Raw genomic sequence first — 14,236 nt, forward strand, 5'->3', positions numbered from 1 at the left:
GCAGCCGCGCCCATGACCGGATCCGAAGACCGTCGCGTCGCCCTGGCCGTCGACGTCGGCGGCACCAAGCTCGAGGCCGCGCTGGTGCGTGCCGACGGGAGCGTCGTCGACGGCACCCGCAGCCGGCGTGCCACCGGTCCCGATGCGACCTTCGCCTCGTTGCGCGCCGCGATCGAGGAGGTCGTGACGCACGCGCTCCGCGGCCTCGGATCCGAGGACGAGCTGATCGGCGCGGGCATCGGCAGCGCCGGCCCGATCGATCGCGAACAGGGCACCATCGTCCCCGTGAACATGCCGCAGGCGCACGGGTTCGACCTGCGCAGCGCGGTGCGCGACGGCGCGGCCGCGGCGGTCGGGGCGCCGGTGCCCACGGTGCTCGCGCACGACGGCGGCTGCCTGGCGCTCGCCGAGTCGTGGCTCGGGGCGACCCGCGGTGCCGCGGCGTCGCTGTCGATCGTCGTGTCGACCGGTGTCGGCGGCGGCTTCGTCGTCGACGGCCGCTACCTCCCCGGCGCGTCCGGGAACGCCGGCCACCTCGGCCAGGTGCACGCGACGCCCGAGCTCACGGTCGAGCAGGTCGCCTCCGGGCCTGCGAGCGTGGCCTGGGCCCGCACGCAGGGATGGACCGGGCAGCAGGGCGAGGACCTGGCGAAGGACGCTGCGGCCGGGGACCCGATCGCGCGCGCCGCGATCGAACGGTCCGCGCGCACGGTCGGCGCGGCCCTCGCCGACGCCTCGACGCTCGTGGATCTGGAGGTCGTCGCGATCGGCGGCGGGTTCTCCCGCGTCTCCGGCGACTACATCGAGCTCGTTCAGGCGGCGCTCACCGCGACCGCCGCGCACGACTACTCCCGACGCACGCGCGTCGTGCGGTCGGGCCTCGGCGACGAGGGGCCGCTCATCGGAGCCGCCGCGCTCGTGCTGCGCTGACGGGCCCGGTTCGGGCGACGAGCTCCTGACCCCGGCGCGTCGCGGTCCCCGTGCTCAGCGCTTCAGCGCTCCCGCGGCGGATCGTCCTCGTCCCACGGGCCCTCCCACCACGCGCCGCGGTCGCGCGCGGAGCCCCCGCGGCGGTTCCGCACGAACTGCACGATCCAGGCGGTGAGGGTTCCGAGGGCGATCACGAGCGCCACCCAGAGGATCGGGTTCGTGCTCATGGCCGCTTCCCCTCGGCGGCGTCGGCCACGATCTTCGCGATGCGCGCGGCCCTGGTCTCGGGCCGCTTCGCCATCGCGATCTGCGTGAGGCCGAGCTTCTTCGCCGACGGCGGGAACGCGTCCCACCCGGCGCGGCCCGCGGGGGACGCATCCAGAGCGGCCGTGAGGTCATCCGGCTCGATGCCGGCCTCCGGGCCGTCGAGCACCGTCCACGCGCCGTTCGCCTTCGCGACCTCGATCGCGCGGATGCCGGCCGCCTCGAGCAGGCCGGCCTCCTCGAGCAGCGCGATCCGGGCCTTGTTCGTCGCCGCCCAGCCGCTCGACGCGCGGCGCGGGGCGAACCACAGCCCGCCGATGCGGTCGTCGAAGCTGCGCACCGGGCCGTCGATCCAGCCGAAGCACAGCGCCTGCAGGATCGCGTCCTCATACGGGACGTGCACGTCGTCGTTGCCGGGCCGCGGCCGCACCAGCCAGGCGCCGGTCGCCGTCGCGTGGTTCTCCGCGAGCCACGCGCGCCAGGCGGCGGCGTCCGCGGCGACGACCCGCTCGCCCTCGTCGAGTGCGCCCATGGGTCAGCCCTTCGGCTTGGACGCCTTCTGCGGGATCGTGCGGATGGTCTCCGTGATGCGCGGGAGCAGGTCGGCGACCGACTGCACCACCTCGTCCGGGCGGAACGGGTACTTCTCGATCTCCGCCGTGTCGCTGATCCCGGTGAGCACGAGCACCGTGTGCAGTCCCGCCTCGATGCCCGCGACCACGTCGGTGTCCATGCGGTCGCCGATCATGCCGGTGCGCTTGGAGTGGGCGCCGATCTTGTTGAGCGCCGAGCGGAACATCATCGGGTTGGGCTTGCCGACGACGTACGGGTCCTTGCCGGTCGCCTTGGTGATGAGCGCCGCGATCGCGCCGGTGGCGGGCAGCGGCCCGTCCGCGCTCGGGCCCGTCGCATCCGGGTTGGTGACGATGAACCGTGCGCCGTCGTTGATCAGGCGGATCGCCTTGGTGATCGCCTCGAACGAGTAGTTGCGCGTCTCGCCGACCACGACGAAGTCGGGGGCCGTCTCGGTCATGATGAAGCCCGCGTCATGCAGCGCCGTGAGGATGCCGGCCTCGCCGATCACGAACGCGGATCCGCCAGGGAGCTGCTGCTGCAGGAAGTCGGCGGTGGCAAGCGCGGAGGTCCAGATCCGCTCCTCCGGCACGTTCAGCCCGCTCGTGCGCAGGCGTGCGGAGAGGTCCCGCGCGGTGAAGATCGAGTTGTTCGTCAGCACCAGGTAGGGGATGCCGTTGCGCTCCCAGTTGGCGAGCAGCTCGGACGCTCCGGGGATGGCGTCGTTCTCGTGCACGAGCACACCGTCCATGTCGGTGAGCCAGCATTCGATGTCGTCGCGTTGTGCCATGCGCCCAGCCTAGAGCCGCCGCGTTACGGGAGGATGACGACCGGGTGGATCGGGCGGCGTCTCGTGCTCAGGACGGTTTCGCGGCGCAGGGGTTCGAACCGGCCGTGATCACGCCATCACGCGGGTCTCGTCCTGAAGGCGGTCGCCGGGCATGCGTGCGCGGTCAGGCCGAGAGCCAGACCGCGTCGCCGCCGTCCGGCGGGAGCTCCACGTCGGCGCCCGCGATGCGGAGTCCTCGGGCGGTCACGACGACGTCACCGCCGATCACCAGCCCGGCGGATTCCAGCGACCGCAGCAGTTCGGGATCCCGGTCGTCCACGCGCAGCACCCTGCCCTCGTGGCCGGCGGCGGCATCGGCGAGAAGCACGAACGGCTCGCGGTCGATGCGGCCGTCCGCATCGGGGATCGCGTCGCCGTGCGGGTCGAAGCGCGGGCGGCCCAGACGGGCGTCGATCCCCTCGAGCAGGCGGTCGCTGATGGTGTGCTCCAACACCTCGGCCTCGTCGTGCACCTCGTCCCAGGCGTAGTCGAACTCGCGGACGAGCCAGGTCTCGATGAGACGGTGCCGTCGGATGATCGCGAGCGCGCGCTGCTCGCCGTCCTCGGTCAGGCGCACGGCGCCGTAGGGCACGTGCGAGACGAGGCCGGCGGCGGCGAGCTTCTTCACCATCTCGGTGACGCTCGACGGCGCGATGCCGAGCTTGGCCGCCAGCTGCGACGGGGTGATCGGCGCCGGCTGCCATTCGGTGTGCGCGTACACCGTCTTCAGGTAGTCGTCGGCCGCGGGGGATGCCACGGATCCAGCTTAGGGTGCGGGCCGCACGAGCAGGATCCGGCGCAGGTCAGTGCCCGAGCGAGGACAGCACGGAGAACGCGGCCTGGCCGGCGAAGAACATCACGATGAAGCCCGCGAACGCGCCCAGCAGCGACAGGCGCCCGTCGAAGCCCTCGACGCCGCGCATCCCGATCGCGCGGGCGCGGAACGCGAGGATGAGCGTGAGCGCCCCGAGTGCGAGCTGCACCCACGGGCTGCCGACCGGCATCAGCTTCGGAACCGCGACGAGCAGGATCCCGAGCGCGGCCGTGACGAGCGAGGCCCAGGTGCAGATCTGCACCGCGCGACGGGCCGAGGCCTGCGCTTCGGCCTTCTCGGCGGCGCGCTGCGCGGCGGACGGGCGGCGGGATCGGGCCATGCTCCGAGCCTACCCGCGGCGCCTGTGCGCGCCCTGCGGCCGGGATCGTCCATCCGGTGGATCTCGTCATCCCCGAGAGATCCCGTCCGGCGGGCGTTCGGCGGAGGAGACTGGACCCGAGCCCGCGGCGCCGCGGGCATGCGTGCGACCATCATGCGAGGAGCAGGTCATGTCGATCGAGAATCTCAACGCGTTCCTCGAGCGGCTGCCGTCGGCGAGTGCCCGGCCGCTGCCCGACAGCACCTGGCACGAGCGGGCGCGGGAGCGTCTCACGCTCGGCGAGCGTGCGGCGGATCGGCTCCGCAACGGGATGGGCAGCTGGGTCTTCGTCGGCGGATTCGTCCTGTTCATGGGCACGTGGTGGATGCTCAACTCCCTGCGCGCGACCACCTGGGATCCCTACCCGTTCATCCTGCTGAACCTGTTCCTCAGCATGCTGGCGGGCCTGCAGGGCGCGATCCTGCTGATCGCGGCCAAACGGCAGGACGCCATCACGGCGGCGCTCGCGCAGCATGACTTCGACACGAACGTCGCGGCCAAGATCGACATCGAGGCACTGCTGGAGATCAACCGGCGGCAGCTCGAGATGATCGCCGAGCTGCAGGGGATCGCGCGAGCGCTGGTCCCGGCGACGGCCGACGCGCCCGCCCGGAACGAGCCGGACGGGCGACAGGCCGATCCGCGCGCCCTCGATCCGCGCGCCGTCGCGACCGAGGTCGAGGCGGCCACGGCGACGGCACGGGCGGCCGAGTCGGAAGCCGAGTCCCGCGCGGAGGCGCGGGCGCAGGAGGAGATCGCTTCACAGGCCGGCGAGCAGGAGGGGGCATCGCGCGGCCGCTACGCCCCCGACGGGCCGTAGCGGCCGCGCGCTCAGGCGCCGGTCAGCAGCAGCCACAGCAGCACCGCGTTGAGCGCGATGAGCAGGACCGCCGCGATGATCCCGGCGACGGTGGTCCAGGGCCGGTTCGCATAGCGCCCGAGCGTGCGTCGGCGGGCGGTGAGGGCGACGAGCGGGATGAGGGCGAAGGGGATGCCGAACGAGAGCGCGACCTGACTGAGCACGAGCGCGAACGTCGGATCGACGCCGAGCCCGAGGATGAGCAGCGCGGGGACCAGCGTGATCAGACGCCGTAGAGGCATCGCGATGCGCACCCGCAGCAGCCCGTGCATGATCTCGGCGCCCGCATACGCCCCCACCGCCGTCGATGCGAGGCCCGAGGCGAGCAGACCGACCGCGAACAGGGTTCCGATGAGCGGGCCGAGCTGAGCGCTGATCGCGGCGTGTGCGCCCTCGAGCGAATCGGTGCCGTCGACGCCCGGGAGAGTGGTCGCGGCGAGCAGCAGCATGCCGAGATTCACGGCACCGGCGACGATCATCGCCAGGGTGACGTCCCATCGGGTGGCGGTGAGCAGCCGGGCGATCGGGGTGCGTGTCGACGGCTCCGGGTCTCCGCCGGGGTGCACGGGCGCCGTGCCGAAGCGGTCGCGGGCGAGGGCGGAGTGGGCGTAGATCGCGTGGGGCATGATCGTCGCACCCAGGATCGACGCCGCCAGCAGTACGGATCCGGAGTCGGTGAATCGCGGGGTCAGCCCGCCGAGTGCCGCGGAGGGATCCGGTGGAGCCACCACCAGGCCTGCCAGGAAGCCGACGGTGACGACGGCGAGGAGCCCGATCACGACGAACTCGAAGGGGCGTGCGCCGCGTCGTCCCTGGATCGCCAGAAGCACCATCGACACGGCGCCGGTGATCAGGCCGCCGAGGAGGAGGGGCAGGCCGAACAGCAGCTGCAGCGCGACGGCGCCTCCGATGACCTCGGCGATGTCGGTCGCCATCGCGACGAGCTCGGCCTGCAGCCAGTAGGCGCGCCGCGCGACACGGTGCTGCAGACGGTCGCCGAGCAGTTCGGGCAGGCTGCGGCCGGTGACGACGCCGAGCTTCGCGGACAGGTACTGCACGAGCCATGCGATCACGTTGGCGACGACGACGACCCACACCAGCAGGTGGCCGTAGCCGGCGCCGGCCGTCATGTTGCTCGCGACGTTTCCCGGATCCACGTACGCGACGCCCGCGACCAGCGCCGGCCCGAGCAGGGCGGCGCCGCGCGCGGAGGCGGGCAGTCCCTGGCGCTGGGGAGCGACGGTCACGGAAGTTTTCGGCACACCGAAAACCTATCCCATTTTTAGGCGCACCGAAATATCCCGGCTGGGCACCTGCTCCGGCAGAGGCGCCCGATGGTGCCGGATACGCTGGCGGCATGCAGGATCCCGACGCGCGCCACCATCCTGAGACGGCCGACGAGCCCGCCCCCGCGCACGGCGTCGGCCCTTGGGAGGGGGAGTGGCCCGCGGATGACCGCTTCGACCCGGAACTGCTCGCGCACGGCGACCGGCGCAACGTCGTCGACCGCTACCGCTACTGGCGGATGGAGTCGATCGTCGCCGACCTGGACGCCCGGCGGCACGGCTTCCACGTCGCCATCGAGAACTGGCAGCACGACATGAACATCGGCTCGATCGTGCGCAGCGCCAACGCCTTCCTCGCCGACACCGTGCACATCATCGGTCGGCGCCGCTGGAATCGCCGCGGTGCCATGGTCACGGATCGCTACCAGCACGTCGTCCACCACGAGACGGTGACCGCCTTCGCCGAGTGGGCGCGGGCGGAGCGGATCCCCGTCATCGCGGTCGACAACCTCGACGGCGCCGTTCCTGTCGACCAGGCGGAGCTGCCGGAGCGCTGCGTGCTGCTGTTCGGCGCGGAGGGTCCCGGGCTGTCGGAGGACGCCCTCGCCGCGGCCTCGGGTCATGTCGAGATCACGCAGTACGGATCCACCCGGTCCATCAACGCCGGTGCGGCGGCGGCGATCATCATGTACGAGTGGTGCCGACGGCACGCGAGCTGACCGCGCTCACCGGATCGCATCGGCGAAGCTGCGGACGCGGGTCCGTCGCGGTCAGTGCCGACGGCGTGTGTCAGACCTCGACGGCGAGCCAGCGTCCCGTGCGGACCCGGTAGCCCAGGGTGACGAGGCGCGCGCACAGGTACACGCCGAAGAACGCGACGGCGAGCCAGATCAGGCCCGCCGCACCGGACACCCCGGTGGCGGCGATGATCGCGAGGGCGGGAAGGAACGGCACGAGGTTCAGCCCGCCCGCGACGGCGAGGTAGCGTGCGTCCCCGGCGCCCATGAGCACGCCGTCGAGCACGAACACGTCGCCCGCGATCGGCTGCGCGACGGCGAGCACGACGAGGGCCGGCTGGATCAGCGCCGCGAGCGCCGGGTCTCCGGTGAAGGCGAGGCCGATGACGGCGGAGAGGGCCGCGATGAGCGCCCCGACGACGACGCCGAACCACGCGCCCCAGGCCACGGTGCGGGCGAGCACATGCCGTGCGCCGTTCGGATCCGCTGCTCCCAGGCTCTTGCCGATGAGGGCCTGCGCTGCGATCGCGAGAGCGTCGAGGGCGAAGGCGGCGGCCGAGAACACGGTGAAGACGACCTGCCAGCCGGCGAGTTCACGGGTGCCGATGCCGGTGGCGACGCCGACGGTCGCGAGGAGGGCCACGCGCAGGCTCACCGTGCGCAGGAACAGCCATCCGCCGGAGCGGGCGGACCCCCGGATCCCGCTGAGCTCGGGCGAGATCGAGGCCTCGTGCCGGCGGGCGAGCCGGCCGATCACGATCACGTAGGCGCCGACCATGCCCCACTGGGCGACGACGGTGCCGAACGCGGATCCGGCGATGCCCCAGCCGAAGCCGTAGATGAACAGTGCGTTCAGCAGGGCGTTCGCCGCGAACCCGATCCCGGCGATCCACAGCGGGGTCATCGTGTCCTGCATCCCGCGCAGCAGGCCGGTCGCGGCGTAGACGACCAGCATGGCGGGCAGGCCCCACATCGAGGGGGCGAGGTAGGCGCTCGCCTGCGCGGCGACGGCCGGGGTCGCGCCGAACAGAGGGATCACGGCGGGCATCAGCAGGGATCCGAGCACGGCGAGCACCGCGCCCAGCCCGAGCGCCAGCCACATGCCGTCGATGCCGACCGACACGGCGTCGCCGTGCTCTCCGGCGCCGAACCGCCGCGCCACGGCGGGCGTCGTGGAGTAGGCGAGGAAGATCATCAGCCCGACGATGGTCTGCAGGATCGCGGACGCGATGCCGAGCCCGGCGAGCGGCGTCGCGCCGAGATGCCCGACGAGCGCCGCGTCGACCATGAGGAACGCGGGCTCCGCCACGAGCGCGCCGAGCGCCGGGACGGCGAGCCGCACGATCTCGCGGTTCAGGGTCGGCGCCGGGCTGGGGGCCGGCGTCCCGCTCGGGGTCTCGGAGGGCACCGTACGAGCCTAGAGGCGGCCGCGGACAGGGTGCGCGCGCGTCGCTCCTGGGGCGAAGTGCGGGTGTGCAGATCACTCACCGCTGCCTTCGGTGGCAGAGCGCGGAGTGAGGGTGAGCACTGTCGGCGGCGCGACCTGTCGACAGCTGTGATGCAGATGCCTAGGCTCGCGTCTCATGGGAGACAACTGGATCGCGATCGCGACGGCGGCCGTGACGGGGGCGTTCGTGCTGACAGGAGCGGTGCTCTCGTTCGCGTCCACTCGCGGGGAACCACAGCGGGCGAAGGAGCTCCGTGCGCTGAACGAGATCATCAAAGACATGCCACCGAGCGAGGGTCGTCTGGCGCTGCTCAAACGTCGGGAGGCTATCGCCCAGAAATACGGCGAATCCGGGGTCGAGACGTTCACGGATCTTGAGCGTGCCGGCTTCCTTGGAATTGCGGCCCTCGCATTGGGTGTACTCCTTGGATCTTTGGTCAGCGGCACGTTCGAATCGACGCTCCGCTCGTTTGCGAGCTTGGGGGCGCTCCTCTTCATGCTCGGAGGCTTGGTGTGGACGGCGATCGTCCTGGTGGCAGTCGTGGTCCGGAGCATTCGCAGCTGGCGAGCGCGTCGAGCCGCGCGTGGTCGAACAAAATCGGCCTAGCCGTCTCGGCGTGCGGCGGCTCAGAAGCAACCGTGTATCGAGACCGGCTAGCTGTACCGGGGCGATCCGGCGGCGGGCCTGTCTCATCAGCGCTGGCCCGGTGGCGCCAGCGCGTCGGCGAGTTCTCGGCGGATCCGGTGCGGGTCGCCGTCGCGGGTGCGCGGGCGGTGCCAGCCGCCGTGGGGGTCCCACCAGTGCGGGCCCTTGATCTCCGGCACGCCGGCACGCATGCGGATGCGCCATCCGGACGTCTCCAGGGTCCGATGGTGATGCCAGCACAGGGCGACGCCATTGCTCGTATGCGTCGGACCACCGGCCGCCCACTCCTGCACGTGATGGAGCTCGCACCAGGTCGCCGGAACGTGACAGCCCGGGATCACGCACTCCCGGTCTCGGAGCGTGATCGCGCGTCGCTGGATCGCGGTGAAGATCCTCGCGGTCGTGCCGATGGAGACGATCTGCCCCTGCTCGTCGAACAGCACCCGCTGCACCCCGCCCGCGCACGCCGCATGGCGCGCCACGGACAGCGAGACGTCGTCGCCGGTGCCTTCGATGCGGGCGCGTCCCTGCCCTGCGGCGTAATCAGAGGCGGTGACGGACACGACCAGGGTCGGAGCGGCCCCGCCCAGGTCCGGCAGCCCACCGCTCGCGGCTGCAGCGGTGAGGATCGTGGCGAGGTTGTCGTGATCGCGTTGAGCGCGGGTACGCGGCTCCGCCGGGGCCGGGAGGTCGGCGAGCCCATCCGGATCCGGGTCCGGGTCCGGGGCGAACGAGACGCCTCTCCACCCGTGATCCGCGGATCCGGTCGCGGCGGGGTTGTTGAGCGCGTCGAAGAGGCGCTGCAGCTGGCCGGCGACTTCGGGCAGCAGCCCGCCGCGCACCGGGTGCACCCCGTCGCGGAGCCGGCCGATCCAGAGCCCGCGATTCCGGTCCGCCTTCGCGTCGTCGGGTTCGGCGCCGTCGGGATCGAGGGCGAGCATCACCGCCCGGGCGTACTCGCCGAGCTCGTCGGTGGACGGGGCGGGTCCAGGCCGCCCGTGTTCGTCGGGCAGATCCTCGCCGCGGGCGGTCGCCGCCAGCAGGCCGTCGACGGCCTCGCGCTCCTCGGCTCCGACACGATTGCCGGCGCGCTCGACCGGACCGATCGCGGCGAGCAGCCCCGGGACCGACACGACCCCATCGCGCAGGGCGCTGGCCAGTTCCGGGTACCGCGCTGCGGCGAATCCGCCGCTCGACAGCAGCCGCTCCCGGTGCGTGGCCCCGGCGGCGCGGACGAACGTGCGGGCCGTGCCGACGTCGGTGCGCAGCGCTCGCCGCAGCAGCTCGGTCGCGTCGCGGCACCCCAGCGGCGCAGGGATGCGTTCGGATGCGGCCCGCATGTCGCGGTCGATCAGCTGCCCGGTGAGGGCGGTGATCACCGCGTCCAACCGGCGCCGTACCGCACCCGCGGCCTGCGCCGCGGCGACCAGATCCGCACCGCGCGTTCCGTCGAACCCGGAGCACACCTCCGCCGAGGCGAGCAGGTGCTCGAGCAGCTCGTCCACCTGCTCGAGCATCCGGGTCGCGGTCGATGTCATGCCTCTATTCAACCTTCGGCCGCCGACATTCGAAGCCCAGATCAGGCGCTCTTTCCAGACTGTGCAGAACTCATTGGCGCGGGCAGTTGTGGAGGACGATCCGCGCACGGCCGATGCCCGTCGTGACCGCCGCGCACCCGCCGCGGACCGTAGGCTGAAGGCCCCGAGGTCCGAGCAGAACCGGAGGAAATCATGGCCGACGACGAGCAGAGACGCTCCGCGCGTGCCGAACGCGCGCGGAGCGCGAAGCCTGCGGAAACCACCGCGCCGCCCGCGGCACTGAACGCCGAGACGATGCCGGCGATCGTCGAGACCGCGATCCAGGTGGCGATCCGGCAGGGACAGTTCGACGATCTACCCGGTGCGGGCAAGCCCATCCCCGGCCTCGGCGATCATCATGATCCGGACTGGTGGATCCGCCGCAAGATCGAGCGCGAGAACCTCACCGGTCTCGGGCCGCCCGCACTCATGCTGCGCGTGGAGGACCGGGAGCTCGACGCGCAGCTCGACGGCCTGCATCGCGAGGAGGACGTCCGCGCCGTGCTGGAGGACTTCAACCGGCGTGTGATCGAGGCGCGCCGGCAGCTGCTCGGCGGCCCGCCCGTGGTGACGAAGCCGCGGGACGTGGACGCCGAGGTCTCCGCCTGGCGAGAGCGGCGCGCGGCGACCACGTCGGCAGCGTCGGCCGCCCCTGCACCACCGAAGAAGCGCTGGTTCCGCCGACGCTGAGCCCGTATGGCGCCGATCGATCCCCTGCGCGGGTGACGCGAGGCGACCGACCGGGGCGGCAGCCGTGATGGCCGGTGCTCTCAGCCGCCGCGTCGCACGCCCCGCCCGCGTCTGCGCGCCCAGAGCCACGCCACGCCGAACCGTCCGGACCACGGCAGTGCGAGCACGATCGCCGAGAGCAGCGTCATGAGCGGATACTGCGTGATGAGCTGATCCGACGACCAGTACAGCATGAGCGTCGCGACGGATCCGAGCGCCGTGATCGTGGTGAGCACACGGCCGAGTCCGAGCACGAGCAGGATGCCGAGTGCGACCTCGAGCGCCGGGATGGCGAAGCCGAACAGCCCCGGCGCGGCCTGCATGAGCGCCCCGAGCGGACGGAAGAAGAACGGCACCCGGCTGTTGCCGGTGCTGCCCTGGGCGACGAGCAGGATGTCGGCGGATCCGAATCCCGCCCGGTACTTCAGCAATCCCTCGCCGAGCCACAGCGCACCCGCCGCGATTCTGGCCAGCGTGCCGACGACCTCCCCGGCCCGGAGCAGGCCGGTTCCGCGCCGCACCGCCGGCTCCGTGGGAAGCGCCTCTCCCACGACGCCGGCGCCTGCCGCGGTCATGACAGCGCGGCGGCCCCGAACACCGCCTTGGCCTTGTCGCAGTGGATGACGACGTCCTTGTACATCGAGGCGTCGACGCCGTTCAGCATGAACGACTGCGAGTCCTTGTCGAACGCGACGGGATCGATCTGCTTGCCGGCGGCGACGGCGGCCTCGTCGGTGCCGTTCGTCAGGTAGACGTGCAGGTCAGGCCCCTCGTCCGAGGAGAACCCCGTGAGCGTCAGCTCGGATCCGGAGACGGTGACCGTGCCCTTCACGCTCTTGCCGTTGAGGCCCATGAAGGTGCCGGTCTTCGACATGTGGTCCATCGGAGACGCGGACGGCGTCGGCGAGGAGCTCGACATCGTGTCGGCCGAGGGTGAGGACGCCGACGGCGTCGAGCTGCAGCCGGCGAGGGTCAGGCCGAGGGCGAGGACGGCCACGCCGATCGAGGAGGGGACGAGTGCGGTCTTGCGCATGATTGCTCCATTCCTGGGGGGATGCCGGCGGGGGGACCCGCCGACGGTCGAGAACGGATCCGACGCTAGGCAGGCCCGCCGGCGTGCGGGGGAGTTCTTTCGAGGCCGTAAGGAACGCGGATCCGGTCCGCGCCGCAGGGATAGCCTCGGTGCATGGAGACCCCGGGAACCTCTGTGCCCCGGGTGGTGCTCGTCGAGGACGACCCCACCGTGCGGGTCGCGGTCGAGCGCTACCTCGGCGCGAACGGCTACCTCGTCGACGCCTTCGGCGACGGGGTCTCGGCGCGCCGTGCCGTGCGTGCGGATCCGCCCGACGTCCTCATCGTGGACCGCATGCTGCCCGGGATCAGCGGGGACGAGCTGGCCCGCGACGTGCGGGGGCGCTCCGCCGTGCCGATCATCATGCTCACGGCGCTGGGCGAGGTCGAACAGCGCATCGAGGGGCTCGAGAACGGCGCCGACGACTATGTGGTCAAGCCGTTCGCGCTGCGCGAGCTGCTGCTGCGGGTCGACGCGCTGCTGCGCCGGTCGCGGGCAGCGGCGGCGCCGACGCGGGAGATCGTGCGCGGCGACTTCCGCCTGGATCCGGCCCGCCGGCGGGTGCATGTACGCGGCGAGGAGGTGGTGCTGGCGGCGCGGGAGTACGAGCTGCTCGCGCACCTCGTGCAGCACGACGGCGAAGTGCTCTCGCGGGACGACATCCTGCGGGAGGTGTGGGGGTGGTCGTTCGGCGAGGGCTCCACGGTGACCGTGCACGTGCGGCGGCTGAGGGAGAAGATCGAGCAGGATCCGCGTCGCCCCCTGCACCTGCTCACGGAGTGGGGCGCCGGATACCGGTTCTCGGCGGACGGATCCGGGTCATGATGCCGCTCGGGACGCCCGACGTGCTGCTGATCGTGCTGACCGCGCTGGGATGCGCGGGGGTGGTGACGCTCGCGGCGGTGCTGGTGCTCCGTCGTGCACGGAGGGCGGGGCTGACGTTCCGGCTCGTCGTGGTCGGCGTCGCGTCGGTGCTCGCCCTCGCGACCGGAGTGCTGGCGATCTCGGCGGAGATGTACCTGTCGGCGCACGACTTCACCGTGCTGGTCTGGGTGCTGGGAGCTGCGCTGCTGTGCGCGCTCGCCACGGCGTGGATCACCGCCCGGGCCGCGCGGAGCTCCGTGCAGGATCTGTCGGCCGCGGTGCGCCGGGTCGGGGAGGGCGACGTGGTGGACGGCGGAGCGACCGGCTGGCGCGAGTTCGACGACCTCTCGGCGCAGCTCGCCGAGGCCTCCGCGAAGCTCAGCGACGCGCGTGCCGAGCTGGAGCGGCTCGACTCCGACCGGCGCAGATTCCTCGCCTGGATCTCGCACGACCTGCGCACCCCGCTCACCGCGATCCGGGCGCTCGCCGAGTCGGCCGAGGCGGGGCTCGCGGATCCGGCGGCGTTCCCGGCACAGGTGCGCGCGCAGGTCGACACCCTGGGCCGGATGGTCGACGACCTCTTCGAGCTGTCGCGCATCACGTCGGGCTCCCTCCGGCTGCGGGCCGAGCAGGTCGAGCTGCTCGACATCGTCTCCGATGCGGTCGCCGACGTGCGCGCCGCTGCCGGACAGCACCGGGTGCGGATCGTGCCGCAGGGGATCAAAGGGCACGTGCTGTGGGCGGATCCGCATCAGCTCACCCGCGTGATCGTCAACCTGCTCACGAATGCCGTGCGCCATGCGCCGGACGGATCCGAGATCCTCGTCTTCGCGGAGTCGCCCTCGCCGCATCGCCTCGTGCTCGCCGTGCTCGACCACGGCAGCGGCGTGGCCGTGGAGGACCTGGACCGCATGTTCGAGGTGGGCTGGAGGTCGGATCCGTCCCGTACCGCGGGCGCCGCGCCCGACGCCGTCGCCTCCGGCGCGGGGCTGGGTCTGGCGATCGCGCGGGGGCTCGCCCGGGCGCACGGAGGCGACGTGTTCGCCGAGCACACCGACGACGGCTTCTGCCTGAAGGTGGAACTGCCGGTCGGGCAGCCCTGACGCATGTCGCACCGATGAGCATCGCTGTCGTCGGAATGCCGAAATAGCGGTTTCGCCCCAGGTCTTGCGCCAGGGCGCGGATGGGTCCATCCTTTGTCCAGGATGAGAGCTCTGGGACAGCTCGACT

Annotated in this window: 17 protein-coding genes; 7 read left to right on the plus strand and 10 right to left on the minus strand. The window is 72.2% G+C overall.

Annotation, left to right across the window (positions count from 1 at the left end; all coding sequences use genetic code 11):
• Window positions 1–12: 12 nt before the first annotated feature.
• Complete coding sequence (locus RL72_RS06440; protein ID WP_045249997.1) at window positions 13–930, plus strand: ROK family protein; 918 nt, start codon at window positions 13–15, stop codon at window positions 928–930.
• 62 nt (window positions 931–992) lie between these two features.
• On the opposite strand, the gene RL72_RS20055 is transcribed toward RL72_RS06440, so the two are convergent.
• The 5 genes from RL72_RS20055 to RL72_RS06460 all read right to left on the minus strand — a co-directional run bounded on the left by RL72_RS20055 (window position 993) and on the right by RL72_RS06460 (window position 3,750).
• Window positions 993–1,157 carry a hypothetical protein gene (locus tag RL72_RS20055; RefSeq protein WP_169748218.1) on the minus strand — a complete coding sequence of 55 codons (165 nt, stop codon included), beginning with the start codon at window positions 1,155–1,157 and terminating at the stop codon, window positions 993–995.
• A complete protein-coding gene (locus tag RL72_RS06445; RefSeq protein WP_045249998.1) occupies window positions 1,154–1,726 on the minus strand; it encodes a YdeI/OmpD-associated family protein in 573 nt (190 codons plus the stop codon). Before RL72_RS06445 ends, RL72_RS20055 begins: the two co-directional genes overlap by 4 nt.
• Window positions 1,727–1,729: 3 nt before the next feature.
• On the minus strand, window positions 1,730–2,557 hold the full coding sequence (locus tag RL72_RS06450) for an HAD-IIA family hydrolase (protein ID WP_045249999.1): 828 nt from the start codon (window positions 2,555–2,557) through the stop codon (window positions 1,730–1,732).
• A gap of 163 nt (window positions 2,558–2,720) precedes the next feature.
• Window positions 2,721–3,353 carry a metal-dependent transcriptional regulator gene (locus RL72_RS06455; protein WP_045250000.1) on the minus strand — a complete coding sequence of 211 codons (633 nt, stop codon included), beginning with the start codon at window positions 3,351–3,353 and terminating at the stop codon, window positions 2,721–2,723.
• Window positions 3,354–3,399: 46 nt separating this feature from the next.
• On the minus strand, window positions 3,400–3,750 hold the full coding sequence (locus tag RL72_RS06460; protein ID WP_248700399.1) for a hypothetical protein: 351 nt from the start codon (window positions 3,748–3,750) through the stop codon (window positions 3,400–3,402).
• 169 nt (window positions 3,751–3,919) lie between these two features.
• Between RL72_RS06460 and RL72_RS20605 the strand changes: the two genes are divergently transcribed.
• The gene (locus RL72_RS20605; protein WP_346218187.1) at window positions 3,920–4,609 is read left to right on the plus strand and encodes a DUF1003 domain-containing protein; all 690 of its coding nucleotides are present in this window, start codon (window positions 3,920–3,922) and stop codon (window positions 4,607–4,609) included.
• A gap of 11 nt (window positions 4,610–4,620) precedes the next feature.
• On the opposite strand, the gene RL72_RS06470 is transcribed toward RL72_RS20605, so the two are convergent.
• On the minus strand, window positions 4,621–5,895 hold the full coding sequence (locus tag RL72_RS06470; RefSeq protein ID WP_045250001.1) for an Nramp family divalent metal transporter: 1,275 nt from the start codon (window positions 5,893–5,895) through the stop codon (window positions 4,621–4,623).
• A 110-nt stretch (window positions 5,896–6,005) separates the two neighbouring features.
• Between RL72_RS06470 and RL72_RS06475 the strand changes: the two genes are divergently transcribed.
• Window positions 6,006–6,653, plus strand: coding sequence for a TrmH family RNA methyltransferase (locus tag RL72_RS06475; RefSeq protein WP_045250002.1), 648 nt, complete (start codon window positions 6,006–6,008; stop codon window positions 6,651–6,653).
• A 70-nt stretch (window positions 6,654–6,723) separates the two neighbouring features.
• Here RL72_RS06475 and RL72_RS06480 read toward each other — a convergent pair whose 3' ends face one another.
• Window positions 6,724–8,079 carry an MATE family efflux transporter gene (locus RL72_RS06480; RefSeq protein WP_045250003.1) on the minus strand — a complete coding sequence of 452 codons (1,356 nt, stop codon included), beginning with the start codon at window positions 8,077–8,079 and terminating at the stop codon, window positions 6,724–6,726.
• Window positions 8,080–8,254: 175 nt separating this feature from the next.
• Here RL72_RS06480 and RL72_RS06485 point away from each other — a divergent pair, with 175 nt between their 5' ends.
• Window positions 8,255–8,725 (plus strand): hypothetical protein, encoded by a 471-nt coding sequence (locus tag RL72_RS06485; RefSeq protein ID WP_045250004.1) that lies wholly within the window; start codon window positions 8,255–8,257, stop codon window positions 8,723–8,725.
• Window positions 8,726–8,811: 86 nt separating this feature from the next.
• On the opposite strand, the gene RL72_RS06490 is transcribed toward RL72_RS06485, so the two are convergent.
• Window positions 8,812–10,302 carry an HNH endonuclease signature motif containing protein gene (locus RL72_RS06490; RefSeq protein ID WP_045250005.1) on the minus strand — a complete coding sequence of 497 codons (1,491 nt, stop codon included), beginning with the start codon at window positions 10,300–10,302 and terminating at the stop codon, window positions 8,812–8,814.
• Between the two features lie 192 nt (window positions 10,303–10,494).
• On the opposite strand from RL72_RS06490, the gene RL72_RS06495 reads away from it, so the two are divergent.
• Entirely contained in the window at window positions 10,495–11,031 is a 537-nt protein-coding gene (locus RL72_RS06495) for a DnaJ family domain-containing protein (protein ID WP_045250006.1), read from the plus strand.
• Window positions 11,032–11,111: 80 nt separating this feature from the next.
• On the opposite strand, the gene RL72_RS06500 is transcribed toward RL72_RS06495, so the two are convergent.
• Together RL72_RS06500 and RL72_RS06505 are read right to left on the minus strand one after the other, a co-directional pair.
• The gene (locus tag RL72_RS06500; RefSeq protein WP_248700400.1) at window positions 11,112–11,645 is read right to left on the minus strand and encodes a hypothetical protein; all 534 of its coding nucleotides are present in this window, start codon (window positions 11,643–11,645) and stop codon (window positions 11,112–11,114) included.
• Window positions 11,642–12,103 (minus strand): DM13 domain-containing protein, encoded by a 462-nt coding sequence (locus RL72_RS06505; protein WP_045250007.1) that lies wholly within the window; start codon window positions 12,101–12,103, stop codon window positions 11,642–11,644. Before RL72_RS06505 ends, RL72_RS06500 begins: the two co-directional genes overlap by 4 nt.
• A 153-nt stretch (window positions 12,104–12,256) precedes the next feature.
• On the opposite strand from RL72_RS06505, the gene RL72_RS06510 reads away from it, so the two are divergent.
• Window positions 12,257–12,967: a response regulator transcription factor gene (locus RL72_RS06510; RefSeq protein ID WP_045250008.1), complete on the plus strand. Its 711-nt coding sequence runs from the start codon at window positions 12,257–12,259 to the stop codon at window positions 12,965–12,967.
• Window positions 12,964–14,109, plus strand: a complete 1,146-nt coding sequence (locus RL72_RS06515) for a sensor histidine kinase (RefSeq protein WP_082072187.1) — start codon at window positions 12,964–12,966, stop codon at window positions 14,107–14,109. The genes RL72_RS06510 and RL72_RS06515 overlap by 4 nt, the downstream gene beginning before the upstream one ends.
• The last annotated feature ends 127 nt before the right edge of the window (window positions 14,110–14,236 follow it).

The organism is Microbacterium azadirachtae (assembly GCF_000956545.1).
In the GTDB taxonomy this organism is placed as follows: Bacteria; Actinomycetota; Actinomycetes; order Actinomycetales; family Microbacteriaceae; genus Microbacterium; species Microbacterium azadirachtae.